Origin of the sequence: Sandarakinorhabdus sp., assembly GCF_040398645.1 — a bacterium.
In the GTDB taxonomy this organism is placed as follows: Bacteria; Pseudomonadota; Alphaproteobacteria; order Sphingomonadales; family Sphingomonadaceae; genus Sandarakinorhabdus.
In genome coordinates this window covers 63,544-90,351 of record NZ_JBBATR010000003.1, presented here as the reverse complement: position 1 = coordinate 90,351, position 26,808 = coordinate 63,544, and the positions used below count along the sequence as shown (strand labels likewise).

The window sequence follows — 26,808 nt, the reverse complement described above, 5'->3', positions numbered from 1 at the left end:
GGTTTCGGGCAGGCCGAACATCAGGTTGAAGTTCTGGATGGCCTGGCCGCTGGAGCCTTTCACCAGATTGTCGATGGCAGCGATCACGATGGCGCGGCCCGGCACCCGATCGGCAAACACGTTGATCACCACATGGTTGGAGCCGCGTACCATGCGCGTGGCCGGCGCCACACCTGCTGGCAACAGGTGCACAAACGGCTCGGCGGTGTAGGCATCTGCCAGCACTTCGCGCAGATAATCCGGGCCGTGCGGCGTTTCCACGATGCAGGTGACCAGTTCGCCGCGGTTCATCGGCACCAGATGCGGCGTGAAGCTGATGGTGACGGCCCGCCCGGCGCGGCGGCCCAATTCCTGTTCCATTTCAGGCATATGGCGGTGGCTGCCGATGCCATAAGGGTGCACGGCTTCGGCGATTTCCGCAAAGAGATTGGCTTCCTTGAGGCCGCGCCCGGCGCCCGATACCCCTGACAGCGCATTGACCGTGATGCGATCGGCGCAAATCGCCTGTGCAGCCATCAGCGGCAGCAGCGCCAGCAGTACGGCGGTGGGATAGCAGCCGGGGCAGGCCACAATCCGGGCGGCGGGCAGGGCATCACGGGCAAATTCGGTCAGGCCATACACGGCTTCGGGCAGCAGATGCGGCGCCGGGTGGGCGCCGCCGTACCAATCGGCATAGCTTGCGGCATCTTTTAGCCGAAAATCTGCTGACAAATCAATGATGCGACTGTTCGGGAGGCCCGACAACAGTTCTGCCGAGGCCGCATGCGGCAGGCAGCCAAACACCGCATCGATGCTTGCAAAATCAATCGCTTCCGCCTTCACCAGCGCCGGCAATTGCGGGTAGATGGCAAAATGCGGCCAGATCGCTGCCATGGTCTGACCGGCCTTGGCATTGGCCGCCAGCGCCGCAATCTCCATGCGCGGATGCGCCAGCGCCAGGCGCACCAGATCAGCCCCGGTATAGCCCGAAGCCCCCAACACTGCGATGCGCAACCGGTCCGTCATGCCCGCCGGTTAGGGCAGTGCCGCAGTGTGTGCAAGCAGAGTGGCGCACCGTGTCCGTCCGTTGCCACAGTGTGGGCCACTGGTGCAGATTGCTGGGCCACGGGTGGCCAATTGCGCGCATCCTGTGCGCACCCCCTAAATCAGCGCGCCCAGCAACGGCTCACCGCTCGCCAGCCGCCGGATATTGTCCACCAGCCGCTCCATGATGCGCCGGTTGATGTCGGGATTGCTCCACGACACATGCGGCGTGACGCGGCAGCGCGCATGGCTCAGCAGGCCGTGGCCGGGCGGTAGCGGTTCAGGATCGGTCACATCCAGGCTGGCCCACAACCGGCCGCGATTCAGCTCCGCCAGCAGGGCATCCTGATCGATCAGGCCGCCGCGGCCGACATTGACGATATGGGCATCGCTGCGCATCCGCGCCAGCCGATCGGCATTCAGCAGATGGTGGGTGGCCGGCGTGATCGGCGCCGCCAGCACCAGATGATCGGCGCGCGCCACCACATCATCCAGCGGCGCGATGCTGATCCACGGCTGCGGGGCCGGGGCGTTGCTGCCGCGCGCGGCAATGATGGTCATGCCAAAGGCGTGGGCATAATGCGCCACCTGGCTGGCAATATTGCCCAGCCCGACCAAGCCGAGCGTGCGCCCGTGCAGCGTGCCGAGCGGGCTGCTGATGAATTGCTGCCGTTCCGGCCAGGCATCGCCGGGCTTCAGGGTGACGGCGGCCAATTGCTTGGCATGGGCCAGCATCACCGCCAGCGCATATTCGGCGATGGGAATGGCGGTGGTGCCCGATGCACTGGCCACGGCTGGCGCTTCGAACAGCCACGGCGGATAATTGTCGGCGCCGGCGCTGGCCAATTGCACCAGCTTCACCTGGCCTGGCCAGCCGGCGGGGCGCGGCGCATCATTGGCCTGGCTATGGGCTTCGCCTTCACCGTGCAGCACGAACAGCACATCAACATCGGTTGGCAGTGCCCAGCGATCATCCTGCGGGATATGGGCGGCGGCCGTGATGCCGGGCAGGCCGGCCAGCATCGCCGACATTGGCGGCGCGAATTGGTGTGCGATGCGCATCTTGTTTCTCCCCGTTTTTCCTTTCATTAGCCATAAGCGCGTCGGCCCGCTACCGGGCCGTGTGTTTCCCTTTTTGCCAACAGAGGTTGCCATGGCCAGCATCAATATCATCACCCGCAGCGGCGAAGAGCGCGTGCTGCCTGCCCAGCCCGGCATGACGGTGATGGAAATCATCAAGGACGCTGGCATCGATGAGTTGCTGGCGCTGTGCGGCGGCTGCTGCTCGTGCGCCACCTGCCATGTGTATGTGGCGGATGCCGATATGGGGCGCGCTGGCCCGGCGGGCGCCGATGAAGACGATCTGCTCGATTCGTCCGAGCACAAGCTGCCCGGCAGCCGCTTGTCCTGCCAGATGAAGTTCACGCCTGCGCTTGATGGCCTGGTTGTCACCATCGCGCCGGAAGAGTGAATGACTGAGCGGGCCCTGGCCAGCTTTGCCTTGCAGGCAAAATTCTGTGCTGGGCTCGGTGCGCCGTTCATGGCGGCGCTGTGCCGCGCGCTGTCGGCGGGCATCGACCCGGCCAGCCAGACCGGGCAGCGCCTCGCCAATTGGCCCGGTGAGCCGATGACGGACGCACTGCCGATGCGCATGACCGGTGCGCTGCACTGGCTGGTGCGCAGCGGGCGCGTGCCCGAATTGGCGGCGCTGTATCCGCCGGCGGCATTGCCGGATGAGGCGGCGCTGGCAGCGGCCATCGCTGCGGTGATGGCCGATCCGGCCAGCGATGCCGCCATCGCCGAATTCCTTGGCAGCGCGCCGCAAACCAACGAAACCGGCCGCGCCGGCGCGTTGATGCCCGGCCTGCTGACGGTGGCCGCAGAAACCGGCCTGCCGCTGGCGCTGATCGAGCTTGGCGCCAGCGCCGGGCTGAATCTGAATTTGGATCGCTTCGCCTGCGATCTCGGCGGCACGCGGGCAGGCGATCCAACGAGCGACGTGATCATCCGCCCGAATTGGCAAGGCCCGCCGCCGCCGGCCGCGCCCGTCAACGTGATCAAGCGCTGCGGCGTGGACCTCGCGCCGCTGGAAGCCGCCGATCCTGCGGTTGCGGAGCGGCTGCTCGCCTTCATCTGGCCCGATCAGCCCGAACGGCTGGTGCGCGCGGCTGCCGCCATCGCACTGGCGCGCCGCCATCCGCCAACGCTGCACCAGGCCGACGCCGCCGATTGGCTGGCGGCCAATCTGGCCCTGACCAACGGCGCGGCCACCATCGTCTATCACAGCATCGCCTTCCAATATTTCCCGCCCGCCGCGCAGGCCCGCATCATCGCACATCTGGAGGCGGTGGGCAGCGCCGCGACACCGGCAGCGCCGCTGGCCTGGCTGCGCATGGAAATGGACGATCCCGCCCAGCCGGCCATGCCCGCGATCCGCCTGCGCCTGTGGGCCGGGGCTGCGGCGAGCGAACGCCTGCTTGGCCATGCCCACGCACACGGCGCATTCGTGCAGTGGGCGGCTTGATGATATTGGTGCTGGCCTCTGCCAGCCCGCGCCGGCTCGATCTGCTGGCGCGGCTGGGGCTGGTGCCGGCTGCGGTCGATCCAGCCGAAATTGACGAAACGCCGGCCCGTCTGGAACGCCCAAGCGATCACGCCCGCCGGCTGGCCCGCGAAAAGGCGCAGGCGGTTGCCCCGCGCCATGCCGGCCAGATCGTGCTGGCGGCCGATACGGTGGTGGCCGTGGGCCGGCGCATCCTGCCCAAGGCCGAGGATGAAGCCACCGCCCGCGCTTGCCTGGCGCTGCTGTCCGGCCGCCGGCACCGGGTGTTGACGGCGGTGGCGGTAATCGATGCTGCCGGTGTGCTGCGCGAACGGCTCAGCGAATCGGTGGTGACGTTTCAGCGCCTGACGCCTGCCGATATCGATTGGCTGATCGCGCGCGGCGATTGGCAGGGCAAGGCCGGCGGCTATGCCATCCAGGGCGCCGCCGAAGCCTTTGTGCGCAGCCTGTCGGGCAGTTTTTCCGGCGTGGTCGGCCTGCCGCTCAATGAAACGCGGCTGCTGCTCGCCGCCAGCGGCTGGCGGGCATGATCGCACTGGTTGAACCCGCGCCGGGGGCAACGCGCGGGCTGGTGCTGGACGGCGATAGCGTGGTTGCCGCGCATCTTGTTCGCGATGATGAACCACTGCCGGTCGGCATGATCGCTCCGGCCCGGCTGGTGGCGCGAATCGGCGCTGGCCGCGCGCGTGCCATGATCGCCGGCAGCGAAGCCTTGCTCGATCCAGCGCCCGCTGATTGGCACGAAGGCCAGAGCCGGCTGGCGCAGGTGGTGCGCGCCGCCCGCAGCGATGGTGCGCGTGACAAGCACGCCCGCATTGCCGCCCACCCCGGCCCGGCCCGCGCCGCGCCCAGCCTCGCCGAAACCTTGGCCGCGGCCGGGCATGATGTGCAGATGGTGCCGGTGCACGGCCCTGATCTGTTGGCGCAGGCCGGCTGGGATGATGTGGCGGCGCAGGCACAATCTGGCGTGGTCGATTTTCCCGGCGGCCGCCTGCTGATGGTGCCAACCCCGGCCATGCTGGTCATCGATGTCGATGGCGACGGTGATCTGGCGCGGCTGGCCGAAGGTGCTGCGCGGGCGGCGGCGGCGGCGATTGCCTGCCACGGCATTGGCGGGCCGATTGTGGTGGATTTCCCCACCCTCGCCGGGCGCAGCGCACGCAGCGCCGTGGACCGGCTGCTGGCCGATCACCTGCCGGCGCCGTTTGAAAAAACCGCCATGAACGGCTTTGGCCTGGTGCAGATCATCCGCCCGCGCGGCGCGCCATCGCTGCTGGAGGCCGCGCGCCGGCCCGGCTTTGCTGCGCTGGAATTGCTGCGCCGGGCGATGCGCCTGACCGGGGCAGTCACCATCAGCGGCCCGGCCGCCGTGCATGATTGGCTGGCCGCCCGGCCAGCATTGACCGGCGAACTGGCGCGCCTGACCGGCGGACGCGCGGCGCTGGTGCTGGCGGAGCACTCCCATGTCCAAACCGGTTAAATCCACCCAACGCCTCTGCGTCTATTGCCGCAAACGCGCCGCCGCCGCGCCATTTGCGCCCTTCTGCTCCGAAGGCTGCCGCAGCCGCGATCTCAATGCCTGGCTGTCGGATGCCTACATCATTCCGGGCAAGACCGGCGAAGATGAACTTTCTGATGTCGCCGCGCTGGACAATGGCGAAGAGGCTGGCTAATTGCCCTCTCCCCGCTGGCGATTTCGCCGTGTGCGTGGGCCCGGGTAGCTCAGGGGTAGAGCAGGGGATTGAAAATCCCCGTGTCGGTGGTTCAAATCCGCCCCCGGGCACCATATCTTCGCGCAGTATAGGGCTTCGCAAGTTCCAGATGTGGCTCCGGTCAACCGCCGGCGAGTCGATCTGGCGGCGGACATGGTGGGCTGGCTGAGCTGTAGGTGCCGGATTTCAAGCTGTGATGCGAATTGCTGTGCTGGAAACTTGGAAATTGCAGTGGTTTCAGGCTAATCAGCCGGAACAGTGAGGCCGGCACATTTCAGCCTGTCTCGTCGGATTGGTGAAATTGCTGTTATGACACTGGTTTTGCTGCGGCAATTGCCTGCGCCCGGCCATATTTCTGGTCACATTCTCGGGCGGGTTTTGCTGGCCTTGCTGTGGACTCCTGCGGCTTCGGCTTCGGCTTCGGCTCTGGCTGCGGCTGCGCCGATTGCGATTCCCTTGCCTTCGGAGCGGCCGCAGGCGATTTCGGCGCAAAGCGATGATTTTCTGGCGGCGCTGGCGCAGCGTGATGTTGGCCCCGGGTTCATCGCCCGCTTGGCGGCGGCTGCTATTGCCCTGCCTGTGCTGGGTGAACGCAGCGAGGATGTGACGGCGGCGACGGCGGCGCGTGATCAGGCCCGGTCGCGGCTGCTGCCCGGCCTGGGGCTGGATTTCGTCGGGGCGCGCACCATCACGCGTGATCTGCAATTGCCGACCACGCAGGTGGAAAATCTCAGCCCGCGGCGCCGCAACGATGTCATCGGTTCGGTCGATCAGCTGCTCACCGATTTTGGTGCCACTTCGGCGCGGGTGCGGGCCGGCGATGCATCGGCGGATGCCGCCCGCGCCGAGCTTGATGTGGCGCGCACGGCGGCGCTGCTGCAATTGGTGGAAAGCTGGTTTGGCATGCTGTCGGCGCAAACCACCGATGCGCTGCTGGCCAGCCATGTTGATCGCATGAAAAGCCTGGCGGGCGGCGCGGTCTTGCGCTTTGAACGCGGTGTGGACAGCGGCGGCGATGTGGCGCGGGCGCGGTCCTATCTGGCGGCCGCGCAAAGCCAGAAGATCGACAATGAACGCCGGCTGCGCGCTGCCGCCGCGCGGTTCAACGAGCTGTTTGGTGAAGCCCCTGGCCCCTTGGTGCGGCCGGCCGTAGCCACCCAAGCAGACCCGCTGGTTGCCGGCACGGTTGCTGATCGGCCCGAACTGGTATCGGCGCGGGCGCAGGCGCAGGCCGCCGAAGCTGCGCTGTCGGCGGCGCGGTCCGATCGGCTGCCGCGGCTGGATGCGCGCGTGAGTGGTTCGGCATATGATGTGCTGCGCGGCCGCGATCCGGCCTATGATGTGCGCGCGCAGGTCACGCTGCGCCAACGCTTTTCGGTGGGCGGCGCCGAAGCGGCGCGGGTGGCGGAGCTGGCGGCCCGCCGCCGCGCCGCGCGCTTTGCGGTTGACCGGGTGGCGGCAGCGACGCTGCGGGAGCGGGATACCGCCAGCGCCGATGTCGATGGGCTGGCGGCATCGATTGCGCCGCTGCAGGATGCCTATCTGGAAAGCCGGCGCGCGCGCGATTTGTTTGCCGAACAATTTCGCGTATCACGCGGCACCGTGTTTGATCTGCTGCGCGCCGAACAGGATCTGCTCAACGCTGCGCTGGTGCTGGCGCGCACCACCTATGATCTGGATGTGGCGCGCCTGACGTTGCTGGCGCGGCGCGGCGGCCTGATTGAAAATTTCGGCCTCACGCCCGCCGTTGCTCCCGCCGTTGCTCCCACCGTTGCTCCTGCCCGAACGGACCCGCAGCCATGATGCAACCGCGCCTGCCGATGCTGTCGCCTTGGCTGATGGGGCCGCTGGCGATGCACCGCGCCACCTACATAAAGGTGGGCATTGCCGCCGTGCTCACCAACGTGTTTGCGCTGGCCACCTCGCTTTATTCGATGACCGTCTACAATCGAATCGTGCCCAACAATGCGACCGATTCGCTGATTGCCTTGTCGATCGGCATGGCCATCGTGCTGTTGTTCGATTTCATCTTGCGCATGCTGCGCGGCTATTTCGTCGATGTGGCGGGCCGCGATGTCGATGCCAAATTGGGCACATCGGTGTTTCAGACACTGATTTCGATGCGATTGGCCAACAAGCAGGGATCGAGCGGCGCCTTTGCCGGCCTGCTGCGCGAATTTGAAACCCTGCGCGAATTTTTCGCCAGCGCCACCATCGTTGCGCTGGTGGATGTGCCGTTCATCCCGCTGTTTCTGGTGGTGATCTGGGCCATTGCCGGCCCGGTGGTGCTGGTGCCGCTGCTGATGGTGCCGCTGGTGGTGGGCGCGGCCTGGGTGGTGCAGCCCGGGCTGGACCGCATGGCCAGCAATGTGCTGGGCCTGGGGTTTTCCAAGCAGGGCGTGATGGTTGAAACCATCGGTGGGCTGGAAACGGTCAAGGCCACGGCGGCCGGTGCGATGCTGGCCAAGCGCTGGCAGATCGCCGTGGACGAAAGCGCCGATGTGGCGCTGCGCAGCCGATTGCTGTCAGCCTTTGCCACCAATGTCGCGGCTTCGGCGCAGCAGATCGTTTATGTGGGCGTGGTGCTGTACGGCGTGTTTTTGATTGCCGATGGCGCGATGGCGAGCGGATCGTTGATCGCTGCATCGATCCTGGCCGGGCGCTGCGTCGCGCCGCTGGGCCAGGTTGCCGGCCTGCTCACCCGGCTGAGCAGCACCCGCGCCGCCTATGCGCGGCTGGATGAGTTCATGACGATGGGCGGTGATCTGGCGCCGGGTGCCCAGCCGGTGCGCCGGCAGCGGCTGGACGGGCGCATCGCCTTTCGCAACGTTGTGTTTCACTATCCGGGCACCACCACGCGCGTGCTGGACAATGTGTCGTTTGAAATCGCGCCGGGTGAGAAGGTCGCGATCATCGGCCGCGTCGGATCGGGCAAATCGACCATCGGCCGGCTGATCATGGGGCTGTATGAACCCAGCGAAGGCCAGGTGCTGATCGACGGTGCCGATGTGCGCCAGCTGCATCCGGACGATCTGCGCCGCAACATCGGTTCGGTGTTGCAGGATGTGACGCTGTTTTCCGGCACCATCCGGGACAATATCACGCTGGGCGATCCGGCCATCGATGATGCCGAACTGCTGCGCCTCGCCATATTGAGCGGCACGCATGATTTTGTCGGGCAGATTGCCAATGGCTATGACCGGCGGCTGGCGGACCGCGGCGAAGGCCTGTCGGGCGGCCAGCGCCAATCGATTGCCGTGGCGCGGGCGCTGGGCAACGCGCCGCCAATCGTGATTTTCGATGAGCCGACCAGCGCCATGGACGATCCCTTCGAACAAGCGCTGATCGCCCGGCTGGAACCGGAATTGCGTGATCGCAGCTTTGTGCTGGTCACCCACCGGCGGCCGATGCTGCGGCTGGTGGACCGGGTGATTGTTCTGAATGGCGGCAAGATCGTATCGGATGGGCCGCGTGATGCCTTGCTGGCGCCGCGCACCGCAGGACGCGCGCAATGACCAATATTGTCGAAGACGCGCTGCTGAAGGCGCCCGATCGCTTGCTGGAGCGCAATTTTGCCACGGTGATGCTGTGGGTGATCACGGCGTTGACCGTGTCGCTGTTGCTGTGGGCCGGGTTTGCGCGGGTGGATGAGGTGGTGCACGCCGTGGGCCGGGTGATCCCATCGAGCCGGCTGCAAGTGGTGTCCAATCTGGAAGGCGGCATCATCAAGGCGATTCTGGTCAAGGCCGGTGAGCGCGTCTCCGCCGGGCAGCCGCTGCTGCAGCTCGACAAGACGGCATCGACCGCCGATTTTGCGCGCAGCGACACGTCGGTTGATGCGCTGCGTGCCCGCGCGGCGCGGCTGGAGGCTGAAGCGCGCGGCAATCCACTGGCGTTCCCGTCCGCGCTTGAGCTGGCAGCACCGGCGCTGGTGGCCAATGAACGCGCGCTGCACACGGCGCAGATGGCCGGGCTGGCCACCGAACGCGACATTGCCCGCTCACGAGTCGAGCAAGCCGAACGCGGCGCCGGGCAGGCCCGCGCCGAAGCGGTAGCGCGCACCGAAGCGGCAATGCTGGCGGCACGCGAAGTCGAGATCATTGCGCCGCTGGTGGAGAAAGGCGTTGAGCCGGCAATGACCCTGGTTCGCGCGCGTTCTGCCGAGCGCCAGGCTGCCAGCGCCCGCGATGCCGCTGCCGAAGCGGTCCGCCGGGCCGATGGCGCGCGCACCGAAGCCTTCACCGCCATCCGCAATCTCGATCAGCGGTTTCGCGCGCAGGCCGCCGAAGCGTTGGCGGCAACGCGCGCCGAAATCGCTGCGCAAAGCCAGACACTGCCGGCGCTGGCCGACCGCATGAACCGCACCGTGCTGCGTGCGCCGGTTGCCGGCGTGGTCAATCGGGTGCTGGCCACCACCGTTGGCGGATCGATCCGGCCCGGTGAGCCGCTGATCGAAGTGGTGCCGCAAGGCGAGGCGCTGGTGATCGAAGCCATCGTCAATCCGCAGGATATCGCGTTTTTGCGGCTGGGCCAGCGCGCCAACATCAAGCTGACCGCCTATGATTATTCGGTTTATGGCACGTTGCCCGGCATCGTGGAGCGTATCGCGCCCGATGCGGTGATCGATGAACGCACCGGCCAGGCCCATTTCACCATCCGCGTGCGCACCACGGCGGCCGGGCTGATCGGCGAGGACGGTGCCAAGCTGCCGATCGGCGCCGGCATGACCGCCGAAGTCGATGTGCTCGGCCGCCAGCGCACCATCCTGAATTATCTGCTCACGCCGGTGACGCGCCTGCGTGACAATGCCTTCCGCGAGAAATTGTAACAGCGATCAACCCATCGGACGGGCGCAGCCGTTGCTGGCGCGGGAGCCGATTATCGCCGCCAGCCTGATGGCGGCTGTTGCCGCCTGGCCGGATCAATGCGCCGGGGCTGATCCGGTTTCGGGATTATAGGCGGGATTGGCCGGATCGAGCGGATCGGCCGCCAATTGCGGCAGCGGGCGCGCCGATTCGATCCAGGCACGGTGCAGCAGATCGCGCAGCATGGCCGCGCCGGTGCTGGTGCGCGCATACACGATGGCGCGCCCGCCAGCCGAATTGGCATTGGCAAATGCGTTTTGCTGTTCGAGCCGATAGATGGTTTCCATGTTGGCAGCACTGTCATCCAGAAAAGCCAGCACCGTATCGAACAGATCACCGTTCTGGCGGGCCAGCGCCGGCATGCCGCGCGTCACATCCTGCTCGCTGAGGGCGATCATCTCGACAAATACGGTTTCGAAACGGCTGTGGATGGTGCGATCAGTGGTGTAGCCGCGCGGATTGTCGCCGCGCCAGCCATCGCTGTGGATGGAGGCGTGCAGCGGCTGCGCGCCATCGCCGATATAATGGCCCAGCCTGACCACATCAAACGCCAGCGCCTGATTGATGTGCCGCGTATCGAGGCGCATCGCGGCCAGCCGGCGGTGCCAGCGCATGCCCGATACCAGGCGGCCATAGGTTTCCATGATCGCGTATGGCATCGTGCCGGTCCAGCGCAGGTTGGTGCGCTTGGCGGCATCGGATGTCTTGTCCTTTGTCGCCCGCTGCGCATCGAGCAAGGCGATCAGGAATTCGGCGCGGGACCGCGGCGGCGATTTCATGAAGGCAAATTGTTCGCGGAACCAGCCATGATTGGGATCTTCGTCCATTTTGGCAAACGGATCGGCAGGCAGGCGCCACAAATCGGGCAGCACGGCGAGTTCGGCAGCAAAATCGGCATGCGCCTGCAAAAACAGCGGGCCATCGGCCGGCAGGCTGGCCAGCGCCGCCCGGTTGATCGCGGCGTGCGCGCGCACACCCCACGCCGCTGCCGGCGCTGCCGCACCCAGCATCGCGCATTGCAGGATGATCGCAGCGGTTTTCAGATGGCGAAACATGGGAAGCCCCCTTGGAAATAACGGCGATGCCGGCCAGCGGCAGCACCCGCTGCATCACGGATCGAGCGGATCGAGCGGTTCGACATGAAAGGCCGCACGGTCGGTCAGGAATTCGAACGCAAACGGCGTTTCGGCAGCACTCACACGCCCGGGCGCAATCCCGGTTTCCTTGAGGGTGCGTTCGGCCAGGATCTGGCTGCCGATATAGCTGGCCGTCATCGGATCGGTCACGATCAGGGCGGGCCGATCGGTGGGAAAGCCGGCTGCAAACAGCAACCGCGCGCTGTTGCGCAAATTGGTGGTGGTGTGCCGGGCGTGCGGTTCGATCAGCACATGATCGGCGGGAATATTATATTGCGTGATCAGCAACTGCTTCATTTCGGCCGCTTCGTTGAACGGCGTGCGGTTGGGATGCACATTGCCGCCGCTGACAATGATGAACGGCGCCAGGCGGCGGGCATAAAGATCGGCGGCCCGCGCCAGCCGGATATGACCGAGCACGCCGGTGCGCGATTGCGCATCGTCTGGGCCATGGCCGAACACCAGCAAGGCCGGATAGCGATAATCCAGCCAGCGCGTGCGCCTCACGGCCGCAATCGCCGGACCATTGGCGCCGGCCAACAATGGGCGATAGGCAGCAGCATCGGTGCGTTCGTTGATGCGCAGCAGCCCGGTGCCAAAGCGCAAGGCCGGATCGAAGACCAGATCATCGGCGCGCGCGGCGGCGGCTGTAATCTGGGCATGGGCATTCAAAATAAGCGCGAATTCAGGCCGCGCCACATCAAAAATCGCGGCATCAATGAGCGGATAGCGCGGCGGCTTGCCCTGGCCGTACACCGCGACCAGATTGTTCAATCCAGCCGCCGTATCGGCCCATGCCGCCGCCAGCAGATCGGCGTCCGCCAGCCCGGCGTGGCGCGCAAACCGGCCCGACGGCCGCATTTGGGCCTGCACCAGCGCGCGCGCCATGCCCGGCCGCGCCGCCACTGCCCGCAGCACATCGCTGATCACCGCAACATCGCCCGGCAGCCACAGCCACGCCGCCGCAATGCAATCAGGGCGAGCCGTACAGGTGGCGGCGGCAACAACCCGCTGCGCCCGCGCGCCGGCCAGCGCCTGCAAGGCCGGATCAGCGCGCAGCGCCGCCGCCCAGCCCGGTGCCTTGCCGAGCATGGCAAGCAGCGGAAAATTCAGCGTTTCGAGGGTTTCCGCGTAAGGGGTCGTGTATCCGGGCGGGTCCATCGCCAGCAGATTGACCGGCGCTGCCAGTACATCAACCGACGCTGCCAGCATGGCTGCAACGGCAAACAGCTTTGGGGCGGCGGTTCTTGATCCGGTCATTGCAGGCAGTCCCTTGCTGGCAGCGCGGCGTTCTGACCAGCATGCACCTGCCAGAAACCCGGCGTCACGCTGGCCAGAACACGCCTGCCCTGATTACCAGGCCTTGGTCACCACGAACCGCACGTTGCGGCCAAACAGCGGCCGGCCATAGATCGCCGTGCTGGAGCCCTGCCCGGCAAGCTGGTCGGTGCGCGGATTGCCCTCGGTCAGGCCGCGGGCGTTGGTGATGTTATCGCCCACCACCTGGAAGTTCCAGTTGCGATATTGCACGATTATCCCGGCGGCCAGTGTGTCATAGGCTGGCAGTTCCGTAAGATTGAACAGATCGACAAAGCGTTTGCCGACATAATTGTAGCGCAGATAGGTTTGCACAGCAGCATCACCGACATCAAACGAGATGGTCGGCCGGAAGTTCCCGTAGACCTTGGGCTGGCGGATCAGCTGGTTGCCGTCCACGGCCGCTGCCGATGCGCCGGTTTCGTTGACGAGATCGGAAATCGTCGGGTCGCTGACGGTGATGGTGCCGGCCAGCGACAGCCACTTGACCGGGCGGATATCGATATCGGCTTCGACACCCTTGGTCACTGCCGAACCGATGAACGTCAACGGCACATTGTTCTGGCCGGTGACGGGGTTGAAGGCCAGGAACGATGCGTTGAATGGGTCGAACTTGGTATAAAAGCCCGTGAGATAGGCCGAAATGCCCGGCATCGCGATTTTCACGCCGGCTTCGTATTGGCGCGCCTTGGGCACCACGTTGGCTGCACCCGAATAGACGTTGAATTCGCTGGGCACCCGGAACGCTTCGGAAATGCGCGCATACAGGCCGAATTGCGAGCTCAGGTCATAATTGGCCCCGAACGTCCACGGCGTCACGTCGATCACGAAGCGCCGATTGGTCGGCACGCCGGTGTAGGCGCGGGTGGCGTTGTCGGCCAGGGTGGCCGCATCGCCGAGGTTGACCGTGGTCTGCCCGATGCCAAAGCCGCGGAACGTGTAGCGTTCGTGGCGGACACCGGCATCGATGCGCAGATCGTCGGTCACCTGCCAGGTGTCGTTGGCAAACGCTGCCCACATCGTCACGTCGCTTTCGCCCTGCGTGATCGTGGTGGAATAGCGGAGCACGCCCCGATCGGTAACGCTGCCCAATATCTGGTTGGTGGCCGAATAGGCGAACAGATCGAGCGTGCGCGGCTGCGCCGCCAGTTCGAACAGATAATCCTGATAACGCTGGGCATATTCATTGCCATAGGCCGCTGCATAGCCGCCGAAAACGACACTGTGCGTGCCAAGGCCGGTCTTGATATCACGGTACAGGCGCACTTCGCCCTGGCCGGAATAGAAATCGCTGGAAATCGCGCGGTATTGCGCGCTCAGCACCAGCCCGGATGCAGCGGTCGGATCATAAAGCGTCGCGCCATTGGTGCCGCCGATCGCATAGCCCAGCCGGGCCACGGTCGCGGTTGGCGTATCAAACGCCGTGCGCGCTGCGCCCAGGAAACCGTTGGCAAACACGGTGCTGTCAGCGGGATTGGTGGTGGAATACAGCGCATCGAAATCAACGCGGCCATCAGTCCAGCGGCCCTTGGCTTCCAGTGTCCAATCGTCACCCAGGGCCTGCTTGTACTCAAGTCCCAGGCTGAGCATCTTGGTATGGCGGCCATCGGCAAGATCGCGATCTTCCACGGTCTTGCCGCCGGCGCCATCGGAATAAACCAGCCGGGCATTGCGCAGCGCCGGCGTGTTCAGGGTGCCGGTGAAATAATCCAGGAACGGATCGAGCGAATTGGCCGGATTGCGCGGATCGGCCACCGGGATCGGCAGGTAAAAGGCGTTCTTGTCGTTGAGATACAGCACCGATGCCTTCACTTGGCCGCCTTCGAATTCGCGGCGCAGATTGGCGCGGAACTGGCCGCCATCATCGCTGGGAAAACCGCCCGGGCGATAGCCCTCGTGGCGGCGCACAAAGCCGCCAAGCGCGAAATAGGTGCGCTCCCCGATCGGGCCGGATTGATAGGCATCAAGCCGATACAGGCCGGTATCGCCCAGTGTCAGGCGCACCGCGCCCGCCGGCGTGTCGGTGCCGGATACCGTGATCGCATTGTAGATGGCCGATGCGTTGCTGGCGAAAATCGGCGCCGGGCCGCCGCGAACGAATTCCACCGTCCCGGTCATCAGATCGACACGGTTGAGCACATCGCCCTTGAAAAACGGGCCGTCGTTGTCGTGGTAGATCGGCAGGCCATCCTGGTGAAAGGCCTGGAAGCTGCCTTCGTTGGGAATGCCGCGCAAACGATAGACGTTCTGCACTTCACCGCCGGTGGCTTCGGCCTGAATGCCGGGGATCTGGCCGAGCAGATCGGCAAAGTTCAGCGGCGCGAGCTTCTGGATATCGGCGTTGGACAGCGACGTGACGGCATAGGACACATCGAACTTGCGCTGCGCCGTGGACGAACCGGTCACGATGATCACATCGCTTTCGGCCGTTTCGCTGGTTTCTGCTGCGGTCTTGCTGGCAGCGCCGGTCTGGGCGAAGGCCGTGCCAGCAGCACCGCTGGCCAGCATGGAAACAAGCAGAATTTGCGCAATATTGCGTTTGGATGTCATCGTGTCGGCCCCTGTTCACAATCAAACTGTCGGTGGGGGCCTAGAGCAACAGCATGACAGCCAGCGGACAATTTGATGACAATGGCGCTGCAAAAATTGTGCAATTTCAATATATTCGGGGATAACTATGCCGGCATCGGCTTTGTCGCCAACCTGACCGGGTGCCGGCGTGCAGTGGAACCCGCATCATTCAGCACGTGCATCAGGCGCATTTTCAGGCAGCAGATCGGCAAGCAGCGGATTGGGAAATTTGCGGCCGAGGGTGATCGCATAAAAGCGTTCAGTAAGCAGGGGGATACGGCAATGTTCGACCAGTATGCCGGATCGCAGCTCGTCTTGAACAACGATCGGCGGCACCAGCGTGAGCCCGCCGCCTTCGCGGGCGAGCAGCCGCAACATCGCCATATCATCGACTTCGGCCAGAATGATTGGCCGGATGCCAGCAAGATCGAGCAGATTGTCAAACCCGGTGCGGATCTCGCTGTCCAGGCTGGGCAGCAGAACCGGCTCCGTCGCCAGATCTTCGGGAAAGCGCAGCGGCGGCTTGCCGGGACGCGGCCGGCCGACCAGGCTGATCGGTTGCTGGCGCAGCAGGTGATTGCGAAATCGCGTGGTGGCATCGCGCTGGGCGGCGCTGTTGGCCAGCACAACATCGACGGCATGAGCTTCGAGCCGGGTGAGCAGATCGCGCATGGTGCCGGATCGCACAATCAATTCGACATCGGTGCGGCCAACCAGCGGACGCAGGAATTCGAGCTGAAGATTGCGCGACAGCGTTGTGAGTGCGCCGATCCTGAGCACCTGCCGAACGGCCTGTGACCCGGCAAGCGTGCTCAGCAGCTCGTCGCCTGCCTTGAAGATCGTATCGGCATAATCGAGCGCGATCTTGCCAGCCTCGGTCAACACCAGGCGCTTGCCGACAAGGTCGAACAGCGGATGCCCGATTTGCTGGCCAAGTTTGTGGATTTGCACCGAAAGCGCCGACTGGGACAGGTTCAGGCGCTCGGCGGTCCGGGTCAGGCTGCCCTCATGTGCCACCGCCCAGAAATAGCGCAGATGATTGAAATTCAGGCTGCTCATATCGTTCGTTATAAACGAACGATATGAGCAGAACAATGAATTATACTGGCCGATATGGCGCCGCTACATCAGTGTGGCTTCAGCAATCATGTCTGAGGGGGACCAGCCTTGCAACTCGATTTCCTGCCATTTGCAGCGCCGGCAGTTCTTGCTGCCAGTGCCGCCGCCAATTTCCTCAATCCGGGCCGCCGTGCGGCCGGCGCACTGCGGTTGGCCGAAGCCGCCACGGTCGTCACCGTCCTGATCGCGCTGGTTTCAGCTGGGATACTCGCTGTGCAAGGGCCATTCGAATCAGGCTTGCTTGGGCTGGGCGGGCTGGGCCTGTCGGCTCGCATCGACGCCGTGAGTGCAACCATGTTTGTGCTGGTGGCGTTCATTGGCTGGGTGGTGACGCGCTATTCGGGCACCTACCTTGATGGCGAGGCGCGGCAAGGCGTCTTTGCTGGCTGGATGAGCCTCACGCTTGCTGCGGTGCTCCTGCTCGTGCTGTCCGGCAATCTGGTGCAGCTTGTGCTGGCCTGGATCGCCACCAGCCTGTTCCTGCACAAGCTGCTGCTGTTTTATCCAGATCGTGTGCCCGCCCAGCGCGCAGCTGCCAAGAAATTCGTCACGGCGCGCGTTGGCGATGCGGCGCTGATCGGCGCTGTTGTGTTGCTGGTGCGCGCCTATGGCACGGCCGACATCGGCGCCATATTGGGCGCTGCCCGCGCGGGTGCCGGCGGCGGTCTGGCGGTGGGTGCAGCGGCGCTGCTGGCGGTTGCAGGGCTGTTGAAATCGGCGCAGTTCCCGTCACACGGCTGGCTGACAGAAGTGATGGAAACCCCGACGCCGGTTTCGGCGCTGTTGCATGCCGGGGTTATCAATGCCGGCGGCTTTCTGGTCATCCGCTTTGCCGATGTGATGCTGCTGTCGCCAACGGCGCTGGCCGCGCTGGTGATCGTTGGCGGCTTTTCGGCGATTTTCGGCAGTTTGGTGATGCTCACCCAGCCGGCTGTCAAGACCTCGCTGGCATGGTCGACACTGGCGCAGATGGGCTTCATGATGCTTGAATGCGGGCTGGCGCTGTTTCCGCTGGCCTTGCTGCACATCGTTGCCCACTCGCTGTACAAGGCGCACAGCTTCCTGGCATCGGGCGGCGCTGTCGATCTGATTGCTGGTTATCGCCGGCCTGGCCCGGTCGCGATCCCCAAGGCCGGCGCCGTTGGCCGCGCGTTTCTGCTGGCGTTGGGCATTTATGTGCTCGTCGGGCTCGGCTTCGGGTTCCAGACCAAATCGCCGCAAGCCATCGCGCTTGGCGCCATCCTGATCTTTGGTGTGGCCTATATGCTGGCGCAGGGCCTGGCCGATGCTGCGCCCCGGGCGTTGACACAGCGCACCTTTGTGTACGCCGTGGCCACATCGGTGGCTTATTTCGCGCTGCAACTGCTCGCGACCTGGCTGACGTCGGGTATCTTGCCGCCGGCTCCGGTGCCGAACGCGCTTGAATGGACGCTTGTTGTCCTGTCGGTGGTCAGCTTCGGCCTGGTTGCCGTAGTGCAGGCGATGTTTCCGCTCTGGGCCTATCACCCGGCGGCGGCTGGACTGCGGGTTCATCTTTCCAACGGCTTTTATGCCAACGCGGTGTTTGATCGGCTGCTGAGCGGCTGGCGGCTGCGCGGCTAAACCCATATTCTTGCGAGAGATTTTCAAAAATGACCAATCAAGCCACCACCATCTGGCCGGCACCTTCGGCCCTGAACATCGCCGCTGATCAAGCCGCCCGGGCCATTCCGCCGGTTTGGCCGCTGGCTTCCAGCGTTGCCGTCAATCCCTATCTGGGCCAGGCATCGGAAACGCTCGCCATGGTTGGCGCACGCATGCAACGCATCGCCGGGCAGCCGGTGACCATGGCGCGCAGCTGGTATCAGGCGAAGATTGCATCTGGTACCATCAGCGATACCGATCTGGCGCAGGCCCTTGCGCTTGCATCGCCGGCGTTGCGGCCGGCCAGCGTCGCGGCCCTCAAGGCAGCAGCGCAGCAGACCCCGCCGGCCATGCGCGCGGTGCCGACGATTGCCGATCTTGCCGCTGCGGCTTCGGGGATCGATTGGCCCGGGCTGATTGCCGAGCGCTTTGGCGCGTGGGCAGGCGGCTATTTCGATGAAGGCCAGGCGCTGTGGGCGGCGCCGCGCGGATTTGGCGCCTATGCGGCGTGGCGCGCTGTTGCCACCCACGATCTGACGCCCGAAATCATCGGGCTCACCGGCTTTGCCGTGCATGTCTCGCGCGCACCGGAACGCGCCGCCGATGCGCTTGCCGATGCCGTGCAGCAGCTGGGCCTGCCGGCGCAGGCCGCGCAAACCTATCTTCATCAGATGCTGATGTCGCTGGGCGGCTGGGCGCAATATGCCCGTTATTTGCTGTGGCAGGCCGAACTGGCCGGCACATCGGACGCGGCGGTCACCGATTTTCTGTCGATCCGGCTGATCTGGGAAACCGCGCTTTACAATCGCTACGCCGATCAGATTGCCGATCAGTGGCGCGCTGCCATTGCGGCCCATGCTGCCCCGGTGGCGCCTGACGCCGATCATGTCATCAACGCCATCCTTCAGGAAGCGGCGGATCGGGCTGCACAGCGTGATCTTGCGCAGCTGCTGGCAGCGCCGCAAACCGATATCTCGGCAGCGCGTCCGGCTTTGCAGGCAGCGTTTTGCATCGATGTGCGGTCCGAAGTGTATCGGCGCGCATTGGAATCGGTCATTCCCGCCATCCAGACGCTGGGGTTTGCCGGCTTCTTCGGGCTGACCGCGTCGCACAGGCGGTTTGCGTCGGATGTCCACGAGCTGCGGCTTCCAGTGCTGCTGAACCCTGGCCTGACCACCACATCGGGCGGGCCGGCCGATGCAGACAATGATCTGTCGTCCCGGTACAAGGCCCGTGCCAAACGCGCCTGGGGCCGCTTCAAGCTCGCTGCCGTGTCGTCCTTTGCCTTCGTCGAGGCAACGGGCCCGGTCTATGTCGGCAAGTTGGTCAGCGATGCGCTGGGCCTGAACGCCAGGCCGGCACCGAACGATCCCGCGCCGCGCCCCGATCCGGCGCTGGATCTTGATACCCGCACGGCGGCTGCCGAAACGGTGTTGCGCGCCATGTCGTTGACCAGCAATTTTGCGCGGCTGGTGGTGGTGGCCGGGCACGGCGCCAATGTCGTCAACAATCCCCATGCCAGCGGCCTGCATTGCGGCGCCTGCGGCGGCTATTCCGGCGAGGTCAACGCACGGCTGCTGGCGGCAATCCTCAACGATGCCGACGTGCGCAGCGGGCTGGTGCCAAAGGGCATCACGTTGCCGCAAGACACGCTGTTCGTCGCCGGGCTGCATGATACCACCACCGACACGGTCACGCTTTATGCCCAAGACTGCCCATCACCGCAGCATCAGGCCGATATTGCCCAGGCCAGCGCCTGGTTCAGTGCGGCCGGCGTGATTTCGCGCGGAGAGCGGGCGCTGCGGCTGCCACGCGGGGCCGGTGAGGCAAGCCTGGCAAGGCGCAGCCGCGATTGGGCCGAGGTCCGCCCCGAATGGGCTTTGGCGGGATGCAAGGCATTCATCGCCGCGCCGCGCCGGCGCACAAGCGGCAAATCGCTGGATGGTCGCGCATTTCTGCATGATTATGATTGGAAGCTCGATAGCAGCTTTGGTGTCCTGGAACTGATCCTGACGGCACCGGTCGTGGTCGCAAGCTGGATCAGCCTGCAATATTATGGCTCAACCGTTGCGCCCGATGTGTTTGGCGGCGGCAACAAGCTGCTGCACAATGTGACCGGCGGCATCGGTGTTGTCGAAGGCAATGGCGGCGTGATGCGTCCGGGCCTGCCGTGGCAATCGGTTCATGACGGCGAAGCCTATATCCATGATCCGCTGCGCCTGTCGGTCTGTGTCGAAGCCCCGCGTGAGGCCATGACGGCAATTCTGGCGCGCCATGACGGTGTTCGGGCGTTGTTCGATAATCGCTGGCTGCATCTGTTCGCGCTTGATGAAGCCGGCGCAATGGCCTGGCGGTACGCGGGTGATCTGACGTGGGAAGCGATGAGCGGCGCCGGCCAGCAAGCAGCGCAGGCTGAACTGGTGGCATGATCTGGCGCTGCGCCGGCATCAGCCAGATTTGCCGGCTGCGGTTTTACGGATCCTGCGTGGATCTGGCAGCCAGAACCGCCATGTTTGAGCGGGCAGGGTCTGCCGACAGCAATATGTGCGTTGTTTCCGGCAGGCGGCGTTGCCAATTGGGGTGTTCGTGGGTGGTGCCGGGCAGATTGGGCTGCTCGGGCTCGCCCAGCAGATCTTCCATCGGCACGATCACCAGCAGTGATGGCGTGCGCGCGGCGTGCGCCAGCGCCGCCGTGACCAGGGGCGCCGTGTTGTCAGGGGCGGGGCGCTCGCTTTGTCCGGTGAGGGTTGACCAGAGCAGGCCGCGGTCCCAGGCGCGCGCGGCTTCGGCTTTGGCGCGGTCGGTGCCGGGCGGCAGCCGGTGCAGCCGATCGGCCCAATCCAGATCGCGGCCGGACCACCAGCCCGCCAGCGTGGGCGTGTCGTGGGTGCCGGTCATTGCGGCGCTGCCGGCGGGATAATCCTGCGCGCCAATGAAGCCGCCATCGCCGGCGCGTTCAAACCACAGCACGCGCATGCCCAGCATATTGCGGCTGGCCACCGCCGCCGTGAAACCGTGCGGGGCGGTGCCCAGATCTTCGGCGATGATCAAGGCGCCGGCGCGGTGCGCCTCCAGGGTGAGCAACCGCACCAGATCGAGAAACGGAAAATTGAGATAGGCACCGCGCGCGGTCGGTTCGCCATCGGGGATCACCCACAGCCGCGCCAGGCCAAAGGCATGATCGATGCGCAGCCCGCCCGCCGATCGCAGCGCCGCGCGCACCATGTCCAGCCATGGCCGATAAGCGCCGGCGCGCAGGCCCGCCGGTGAAAAGCTGGTGATGTTCCAATTCTGGCCCTGCGGCCCCAGCGGATCGGGCGGCGCGCCAATGTTCAGGCCGCTGAGCATGCTGCCGCGCTGGGCCCAGCTGTCGCTGCCGGACAGGTGCACGCCCACTGCAAGATCGGTAATGAGGCCGATTTCCATGCCAGCGGCGCGGGCATGGCGCTGGCTGGCCGCCAGGCTTTCGCGGGCGAGCCACTGTGCAAAAAGGTGAAATTCCACCTCGTCCGCATTGGCGGCGCCATAATCGGCAACCGCAGCGCCGTCTGGATCGTGAAACGGCGTCGGCCAATCGCGCCAGCCGTTGGCGCCGTGCGGGCGAAAGCGGCAATCGAGGGCATCGAATATCGCATGACGGCGCAGCGCAGCGGGATTGTCCACCGGCTGGGCCAGCAGCCGGGCGCGCTGATCGGGGGGCAGGCCGCCAAACAGCAGGCGCAGATCGGCCAGCCGCTGCGGCAAGGCGCTGGGCCAATCGATGAAGGCGCCGCCTGCGCCGCTGGCCAACGCCGGCAGGCCCACCAGCGCCGGATCGCCCATCGCCGTGTTGAGGAACGTGCGGCTGGAGGGAGAGTAAGGGCTGAAATCGGTGCCGCAGCCGGGAAACATGGCGTGGACGGGATTGATGGCGACCGCGTCGCAGCCATTGCCGGCCAGCACCTGCGCAGCATCGGCAAGTTCGCCAAAGCTGCCAAACGCCCGCGCCGCCGCGCCGCGCAGCGCCGGGATCTGCACGGCCGTGCCCCACATGCGGCGGCTGTGCGGCGCGGGCACCGGGCAATGGCTGGGCGCAACCGCCAGGGTGAGCGTGCGGCTGCCGATGTCCAGCCGGTAATAGCCGGGCACCGCAATCGGTGCGATCTGGCCATCGGCGATGGCGATCGGCTGTGTGATGCCATCTTCGCCGGTGAGCAGGGCATCATCGCCGCTGCCCGGCAGCAGCGTGGCCAGCCCAACCTGGGTCACCAGCATTGCCGGCCAGCCGCGCGCTGCATCGGCCAGTGCTGCGCTGCTGTGCTTGATTTGCTGGCTGCTGCCGGTGTCATGGCCCAGCGCGTGCAGCACGCCGGCCAGCGCCGCATCGCTGGTGGTCTGATCACGGCCTTCGACATCGCGCCAATGCCGCGCCACTCCGGCGGCGGCGGCCAGGGCATGAAGATCAGGATATGGTTCGGCCGGCATGATGCCCCTGCATCAACGCCCGCAGCTGCCGATGCAATCGTGAAATCTTCATGGTGGCGCGATAAGTCATGGCCACAGCCGTTACCTCCGCATAGGTTGCGGCTGCGGCGATGGGCAGTTGACCGGCGGCAGGCATCTCGGCACGATGTTGGCCGGCGAAACCATGTCACCATCGCAAAACTGGAGTTTCGCACACGTGCTTGCCAATCCCGATCTGAAATCCGAACAATTTGCCGCGCGGATCACCACGGTGCTGCGCCAGCGCCTTGGCAAGAACGAAAAGGCTGCCAAGGATCATGACTGGTTTGCCGCCACCGTGCTGGCCCTGCGCGATGACATCATTGATCGCTGGATTGAATCGACCTCGCGCACCCATGAGCTGGCGGGCAAGCGCGTCTATTATCTCAGCCTGGAATTTCTGATCGGGCGGCTGCTGCGCGATGCCCTGTCCAATCTGGGATTGAGTGACGAGATGCGCGGCGCGCTGCGTGAGCACGGCATCGATCTGACCGAACTGGAAGGGCTGGAGCCTGATGCCGCGCTGGGCAATGGCGGGCTGGGCCGGCTGGCGGCCTGCTTCATGGAAAGCCTCGCCAGCCTGGATATCCCGGCCTACGGCTATGGCATCCGTTATGTGAACGGCATGTTCCGCCAGCGTATCGATGATGGCTGGCAGGTGGAATTGCCGGAAACCTGGCTGGCCCACGGCAACCCGTGGGAATTTGAACGCCGCGAAAGCGCCTATCATATCGGCTTTGGCGGCGAGGTGGTGGAAACGCCGGATGGTGTGGCTTGGCGCCCGGCCGAAACCGTCGAGGCGTCGGCTTATGACACGCCGGTGGTTGGCTGGCGCGGGCGGCGGGTCAACACGCTGCGGCTGTGGACGGCCAATGCGATCGATCCCATCAAGCTGGACGCGTTCAATGCCGGCGATCACGTGGGCGCGCTGGTGGATGTGCTGCGCGCCGATGCGCTGGTGCGGGTGCTGTATCCGGCCGATTCCAGTGCGGCGGGGCAGGAACTGCGCTTGCGGCAGGAGTATTTCTTCACCTCCGCGTCCATTCAGGACATTGTGCGCCGGCACGTGCATTATGTTGGCGACGTGCGCAGCCTGCCGGACAAGGCGGCGATCCAGCTGAACGACACCCACCCGGCCATTGCCGTGGCGGAATTGATGCGGCTGCTGATCGACGATCACAAATTGCCGTTTGGCGACGCCTGGGACATTGCGCGCCGCACCTTTGGCTACACCAATCACACGCTGCTGCCCGAAGCATTGGAAAGCTGGCCGCTGCCGCTGTTTGAGCGGCTGTTTCCGCGCCACATGCAGATTGTCTATAAAATCAACAGCCTGGTGCTGAAACAGGCCCGCGACCAAGGCATGTCCGATGGCGCGGTATCGGCGATTTCGCTGATCGATGAAGGCGGTGAACGCCGCATCCGCATGGCGAATCTGGCCTTTGCCGGCTCCCACAGCGTCAATGGCGTGGCGGCCCTGCACACGGCGCTGATGAAAACGACGGTGTTTGCCGATTTGCACCAATTGTACCCGGACAAGATCAACAACAAGACCAACGGCGTGACGCCGCGGCGCTGGCTGCAGCAATGCAATCCGGGCCTGACCGGTGTGATCCGCAGCGCGATTGGCGATGCGTTTCTGGATGATGCGATGCAATTGTCGGCGCTGGGTCCGCTGGCGGGTGATGCCCAGCTTGGCCAGCAGATGCGGCAGGTCAAGCGTGCCAACAAGGCGGCGCTGTCCGATCATCTCTTTGGGCTGATGGGCATCAGGCTCGATCCGGACATGCTGTTTGATGTGCAGATCAAGCGCATCCACGAATATAAGCGGCAATTGCTCAATCTGATCGAGACCGTCGCGCTTTATGATCAGATTCGCAGCCATCCCGAGATTGATTGGGTGCCGCGCGTCAAGATTTTCGGCGGCAAGGCTGCATCCAGCTATCATAACGCCAAGCTGATCATCAAACTGGCCGGCGATATCGCGCGCCGGGTCAATCGCGATCCGGCGGTGAGCGATTTGCTCAAGGTGGTGTTCGTGCCCAATTACAATGTGTCGATGGCCGAACGCATCATTCCGGCAGCCGATCTGTCCGAACAAATCTCCACGGCCGGGCTGGAGGCATCGGGCACCGGCAACATGAAATTCGCGATGAACGGCGCGCTGACCATCGGCACGCTCGATGGCGCAAATATCGAGATCATGGAGCATGTTGGCGCCGACAATATCGTGATTTTCGGGCTGACGGCGGCTGAAGTCGCGGCGCAGCGGGCGCAAGGCTATAATCCGCGCCAGATCATCGAAGGATCGCGGGAATTGCGCCAGGCCGTGCAGGCGATATCATCGGGCGTGTTTTCGCCCGATGATCCGGCGCGGTATCGCGGCCTGATGGATGGGCTGCTGGACAGCGACTGGTTCATGGTGGCAGCGGATTTCGAAAGCTACAGCGCCGCCCAGCGCCAGATCGATCGGCGCTGGCAGGACAACGCCGGCTGGCAAACCACCGTGCTGAAAAATATAGCCAATGTCGGCTGGTTTTCATCCGATCGCACCATCGGCGAATATGCCCGCGAGATCTGGAACGTGCTGTGAAGCCAGCGGCGTCCGCCATCGAAGCCTTGCTGGCCGGGGTGCACGCCGATCCGTTTTCGCTGCTGGGTGTTCATGATGGCCCGCAAGGCGCGTTCGCGCGTGCGATTCTGCCCGGTGCCGATACCGCGCAGGCGTTTGCGCTGGATGGTACACTGCTCGGCACACTGGCGCGCACCGATGATCGCGGCCTGTTCGAAGGCGCGGTGACCGGCCCGCGGCAGCCGATCAAATATGAATGCACGGGCGGCGGCAACAATTGGTGGGTGCCCGATCCCTATAGTTTTGGGCCGGTGCTGGGGCCATTGGATGATTTCCTGATCGGCGAAGGCACGCACACACGCCTGTTCGACAAGATGGGCGCGCATCTGATCAGCCATCAGGGCGCGCAGGGTGTGCATTTTGCGGTGTGGGCGCCCAATGCCCGCCATGTGTCCGTGGTGGGTGATTTCAACGATTGGGACGGCGCCCGCCACCTGATGCGCCGGCGGCTGGACATCGGCGTGTGGGAGATTTTCATCCCCGATATCGGCGCCGGCCGCGCCTATAAATATCGCATCGTCGGCCTGGATGGCACGCTTCTGCCGCTAAAGGCTGATCCCTATGCCTTTGCCGCCGAACTGCGCCCCAAAACCGCGTCGCTGGTGGCGCAGCCCGGCAAGACCGATTGGGGCGACGCGGCCCACCTTGCGCACTGGGCCACGGTCGATCCGCGGCGCGTGCCGATTTCCATCTATGAGGTGCACCCCGGATCATGGGATCGCAGCGAGGACGGCGGGTTTTTGAGCTGGGATGCGATGGCCGAGCGGCTGATCCCCTATGTGCTCGACATGGGCTTTACCCATATTCAATTCATGCCGGTGTCCGAACATCCTTATGATCCAAGCTGGGGCTATCAGACCACCGGGCTTTATGCGCCGTCGGCCCGCTTTGGTCCGCCGGATGGCTTTGCCCGCTTTGTTGATGGTGCCCACCGCGCCGGCATTTCGGTGTTGATCGATTGGGTGCCGGCGCATTTTCCGGTTGATGCGCACGGCTTGGCGCGGTTCGATGGCACCGCGCTGTATGAGCATGAAGACCCAAGGCAGGGCTTTCATCCGGATTGGAACACCGCAATCTACAATTTCGGCCGCCGCGAGGTGGCGAGTTTTCTGGTCAACAATGCGCTGTTCTGGGCGGAGGCCTATCATGTCGATGGGCTGCGCGTCGATGCCGTCGCCTCGATGCTCTACCGCGATTACAGCCGCCAGGCCGGGCAATGGGTGCCCAATGCGCAGGGCGGCCGCGAAAATTGGGATGCCGTGGCGGTGCTGCGCGCGATGAACCGGGCGCTGTATGCGCGCCACCCCGGCATCATCACTGTCGCCGAGGAATCGACATCCTGGCCCGGCGTGTCGCACCCCGCCCACGGCGATGCGCCAGATGCCACGGCGCTGGGCTTCGGGTTCAAATGGAACATGGGCTTCATGCACGACACGCTGCAATATATGGCGCGTGATCCGGTGCACCGGCAGCATCATCACGATGAAATCAGCTTTGGGCTGGTCTATGCCTTTTCCGAGAACTTTGTGCTGCCTTTGAGCCATGACGAGGTGGTGCACGGCAAGGGTTCGCTGCTCACCAAGATGAGCGGCGATGATTGGCAGAAATTCGCCAGTCTGCGCGCCTATTATGGCCTGATGTGGGGTTATCCGGGCAAGAAATTGCTGTTCATGGGCCAGGAATTTGCTCAGCGCCGCGAATGGTCGGAGGCGCGCGCGCTCGATTGGGATTTGCGCGCCGCCCCGCTGCACGAAGGCGTGCGCAC

Annotated in this window: 19 protein-coding genes and 1 tRNA gene; 13 read left to right on the top strand and 7 right to left on the bottom strand. The window is 65.0% G+C overall.

The annotated features are described in order from the left end of the window. The coding region (gene argC, locus ABWP50_RS01500) for an N-acetyl-gamma-glutamyl-phosphate reductase (RefSeq protein WP_353216216.1) at positions 1–1,005 on the bottom strand (1,005 nt) is incomplete at its 3' end. Between the two features lie 135 nt (positions 1,006–1,140). Further along, complete coding sequence (locus ABWP50_RS01495; protein ID WP_353216215.1) at positions 1,141–2,085, bottom strand: NAD(P)-dependent oxidoreductase; 945 nt, start codon at positions 2,083–2,085, stop codon at positions 1,141–1,143. A gap of 91 nt (positions 2,086–2,176) precedes the next feature. Here ABWP50_RS01495 and ABWP50_RS01490 point away from each other — a divergent pair, with 91 nt between their 5' ends. The 9 genes from ABWP50_RS01490 to ABWP50_RS01450 all read left to right on the top strand — a co-directional run bounded on the left by ABWP50_RS01490 (position 2,177) and on the right by ABWP50_RS01450 (position 10,126). Then, positions 2,177–2,494, top strand: a complete 318-nt coding sequence (locus ABWP50_RS01490; protein WP_353216214.1) for a 2Fe-2S iron-sulfur cluster-binding protein — start codon at positions 2,177–2,179, stop codon at positions 2,492–2,494. Next, on the top strand, positions 2,495–3,547 hold the full coding sequence (locus ABWP50_RS01485; protein ID WP_353216213.1) for a DUF2332 domain-containing protein: 1,053 nt from the start codon (positions 2,495–2,497) through the stop codon (positions 3,545–3,547). Next, complete coding sequence (locus tag ABWP50_RS01480; RefSeq protein ID WP_353216212.1) at positions 3,547–4,116, top strand: Maf family protein; 570 nt, start codon at positions 3,547–3,549, stop codon at positions 4,114–4,116. The genes ABWP50_RS01485 and ABWP50_RS01480 overlap by 1 nt, the downstream gene beginning before the upstream one ends. Then, on the top strand, positions 4,113–5,066 hold the full coding sequence (locus ABWP50_RS01475) for a ribonuclease E/G (protein ID WP_353216211.1): 954 nt from the start codon (positions 4,113–4,115) through the stop codon (positions 5,064–5,066). Before ABWP50_RS01480 ends, ABWP50_RS01475 begins: the two co-directional genes overlap by 4 nt. Next, on the top strand, positions 5,050–5,259 hold the full coding sequence (gene yacG, locus ABWP50_RS01470; RefSeq protein WP_353216210.1) for a DNA gyrase inhibitor YacG: 210 nt from the start codon (positions 5,050–5,052) through the stop codon (positions 5,257–5,259). Before ABWP50_RS01475 ends, yacG begins: the two co-directional genes overlap by 17 nt. A gap of 38 nt (positions 5,260–5,297) precedes the next feature. After that, a tRNA-Phe gene (locus ABWP50_RS01465) sits at positions 5,298–5,372 on the top strand. Between the two features lie 235 nt (positions 5,373–5,607). After that, complete coding sequence (locus tag ABWP50_RS01460) at positions 5,608–7,101, top strand: TolC family protein (RefSeq protein WP_353216209.1); 1,494 nt, start codon at positions 5,608–5,610, stop codon at positions 7,099–7,101. Next, complete coding sequence (locus ABWP50_RS01455) at positions 7,098–8,813, top strand: type I secretion system permease/ATPase (RefSeq protein ID WP_353216208.1); 1,716 nt, start codon at positions 7,098–7,100, stop codon at positions 8,811–8,813. Before ABWP50_RS01460 ends, ABWP50_RS01455 begins: the two co-directional genes overlap by 4 nt. Further along, positions 8,810–10,126 carry an HlyD family type I secretion periplasmic adaptor subunit gene (locus ABWP50_RS01450; RefSeq protein WP_353216207.1) on the top strand — a complete coding sequence of 439 codons (1,317 nt, stop codon included), beginning with the start codon at positions 8,810–8,812 and terminating at the stop codon, positions 10,124–10,126. Before ABWP50_RS01455 ends, ABWP50_RS01450 begins: the two co-directional genes overlap by 4 nt. 93 nt (positions 10,127–10,219) lie before the next feature. Here ABWP50_RS01450 and ABWP50_RS01445 read toward each other — a convergent pair whose 3' ends face one another. From ABWP50_RS01445 to ABWP50_RS01430, 4 genes are all read right to left on the bottom strand, one after another. After that, the gene (locus tag ABWP50_RS01445) at positions 10,220–11,218 is read right to left on the bottom strand and encodes a phospholipase C/P1 nuclease family protein (protein ID WP_353216206.1); all 999 of its coding nucleotides are present in this window, start codon (positions 11,216–11,218) and stop codon (positions 10,220–10,222) included. Positions 11,219–11,272: 54 nt separating this feature from the next. Continuing rightward, positions 11,273–12,559: a YdcF family protein gene (locus ABWP50_RS01440; protein ID WP_353216205.1), complete on the bottom strand. Its 1,287-nt coding sequence runs from the start codon at positions 12,557–12,559 to the stop codon at positions 11,273–11,275. Positions 12,560–12,652: 93 nt separating this feature from the next. Continuing rightward, a complete protein-coding gene (locus ABWP50_RS01435; protein WP_353216204.1) occupies positions 12,653–15,166 on the bottom strand; it encodes a TonB-dependent receptor in 2,514 nt (837 codons plus the stop codon). A gap of 186 nt (positions 15,167–15,352) precedes the next feature. Further along, on the bottom strand, positions 15,353–16,246 hold the full coding sequence (locus ABWP50_RS01430) for a LysR family transcriptional regulator (protein ID WP_353216203.1): 894 nt from the start codon (positions 16,244–16,246) through the stop codon (positions 15,353–15,355). Between the two features lie 108 nt (positions 16,247–16,354). Between ABWP50_RS01430 and ABWP50_RS01425 the strand changes: the two genes are divergently transcribed. Both ABWP50_RS01425 and ABWP50_RS01420 read left to right on the top strand, forming a co-directional pair. Then, positions 16,355–17,908 (top strand): proton-conducting transporter transmembrane domain-containing protein, encoded by a 1,554-nt coding sequence (locus tag ABWP50_RS01425; RefSeq protein WP_353216202.1) that lies wholly within the window; start codon positions 16,355–16,357, stop codon positions 17,906–17,908. Positions 17,909–17,937: 29 nt separating this feature from the next. Then, positions 17,938–20,358 (top strand): YbcC family protein, encoded by a 2,421-nt coding sequence (locus ABWP50_RS01420; protein WP_353216201.1) that lies wholly within the window; start codon positions 17,938–17,940, stop codon positions 20,356–20,358. Positions 20,359–20,401: 43 nt separating this feature from the next. Here the strand turns inward: ABWP50_RS01420 and malQ are convergent, their stop codons facing one another. Continuing rightward, entirely contained in the window at positions 20,402–22,393 is a 1,992-nt protein-coding gene (malQ, locus tag ABWP50_RS01415; RefSeq protein ID WP_353216200.1) for a 4-alpha-glucanotransferase, read from the bottom strand. A 163-nt stretch (positions 22,394–22,556) separates the two neighbouring features. On the opposite strand from malQ, the gene ABWP50_RS01410 reads away from it, so the two are divergent. Further along, positions 22,557–25,004, top strand: coding sequence for a glycogen/starch/alpha-glucan phosphorylase (locus ABWP50_RS01410; protein WP_502950950.1), 2,448 nt, complete (start codon positions 22,557–22,559; stop codon positions 25,002–25,004). Beyond that, on the top strand, positions 25,001–26,808 hold a 1,808-nt coding region (gene glgB, locus ABWP50_RS01405; RefSeq protein ID WP_353216199.1), incomplete at its 3' end, for a 1,4-alpha-glucan branching protein GlgB. The genes ABWP50_RS01410 and glgB, both read left to right, overlap by 4 nt.

What these genes read in the sequence shown, in the direction of transcription:
- ABWP50_RS01495 (WP_353216215.1), bottom strand. Translation starts at nt 2,085, where the DNA reads ATGCGCATCGCACACCAATTCGCGCCGCCAATGTCGGCGATGCTGGCC.
- ABWP50_RS01410 (WP_502950950.1), top strand. Translation starts at nt 22,557, where the DNA reads ATGTCACCATCGCAAAACTGGAGTTTCGCACACGTGCTTGCCAATCCC.
- ABWP50_RS01490 (WP_353216214.1), top strand. Translation starts at nt 2,177, where the DNA reads ATGGCCAGCATCAATATCATCACCCGCAGCGGCGAAGAGCGCGTGCTG.
- malQ (WP_353216200.1), bottom strand. Translation starts at nt 22,393, where the DNA reads ATGCCGGCCGAACCATATCCTGATCTTCATGCCCTGGCCGCCGCCGCC.
- ABWP50_RS01440 (WP_353216205.1), bottom strand. Translation starts at nt 12,559, where the DNA reads ATGACCGGATCAAGAACCGCCGCCCCAAAGCTGTTTGCCGTTGCAGCC.
- ABWP50_RS01435 (WP_353216204.1), bottom strand. Translation starts at nt 15,166, where the DNA reads ATGACATCCAAACGCAATATTGCGCAAATTCTGCTTGTTTCCATGCTG.
- ABWP50_RS01460 (WP_353216209.1), top strand. Translation starts at nt 5,608, where the DNA reads ATGACACTGGTTTTGCTGCGGCAATTGCCTGCGCCCGGCCATATTTCT.
- ABWP50_RS01430 (WP_353216203.1), bottom strand. Translation starts at nt 16,246, where the DNA reads ATGAGCAGCCTGAATTTCAATCATCTGCGCTATTTCTGGGCGGTGGCA.
- ABWP50_RS01445 (WP_353216206.1), bottom strand. Translation starts at nt 11,218, where the DNA reads ATGTTTCGCCATCTGAAAACCGCTGCGATCATCCTGCAATGCGCGATG.
- ABWP50_RS01455 (WP_353216208.1), top strand. Translation starts at nt 7,098, where the DNA reads ATGATGCAACCGCGCCTGCCGATGCTGTCGCCTTGGCTGATGGGGCCG.
- yacG (WP_353216210.1), top strand. Translation starts at nt 5,050, where the DNA reads ATGTCCAAACCGGTTAAATCCACCCAACGCCTCTGCGTCTATTGCCGC.
- ABWP50_RS01480 (WP_353216212.1), top strand. Translation starts at nt 3,547, where the DNA reads ATGATATTGGTGCTGGCCTCTGCCAGCCCGCGCCGGCTCGATCTGCTG.
- ABWP50_RS01475 (WP_353216211.1), top strand. Translation starts at nt 4,113, where the DNA reads ATGATCGCACTGGTTGAACCCGCGCCGGGGGCAACGCGCGGGCTGGTG.
- ABWP50_RS01485 (WP_353216213.1), top strand. Translation starts at nt 2,495, where the DNA reads ATGACTGAGCGGGCCCTGGCCAGCTTTGCCTTGCAGGCAAAATTCTGT.
- ABWP50_RS01420 (WP_353216201.1), top strand. Translation starts at nt 17,938, where the DNA reads ATGACCAATCAAGCCACCACCATCTGGCCGGCACCTTCGGCCCTGAAC.
- ABWP50_RS01450 (WP_353216207.1), top strand. Translation starts at nt 8,810, where the DNA reads ATGACCAATATTGTCGAAGACGCGCTGCTGAAGGCGCCCGATCGCTTG.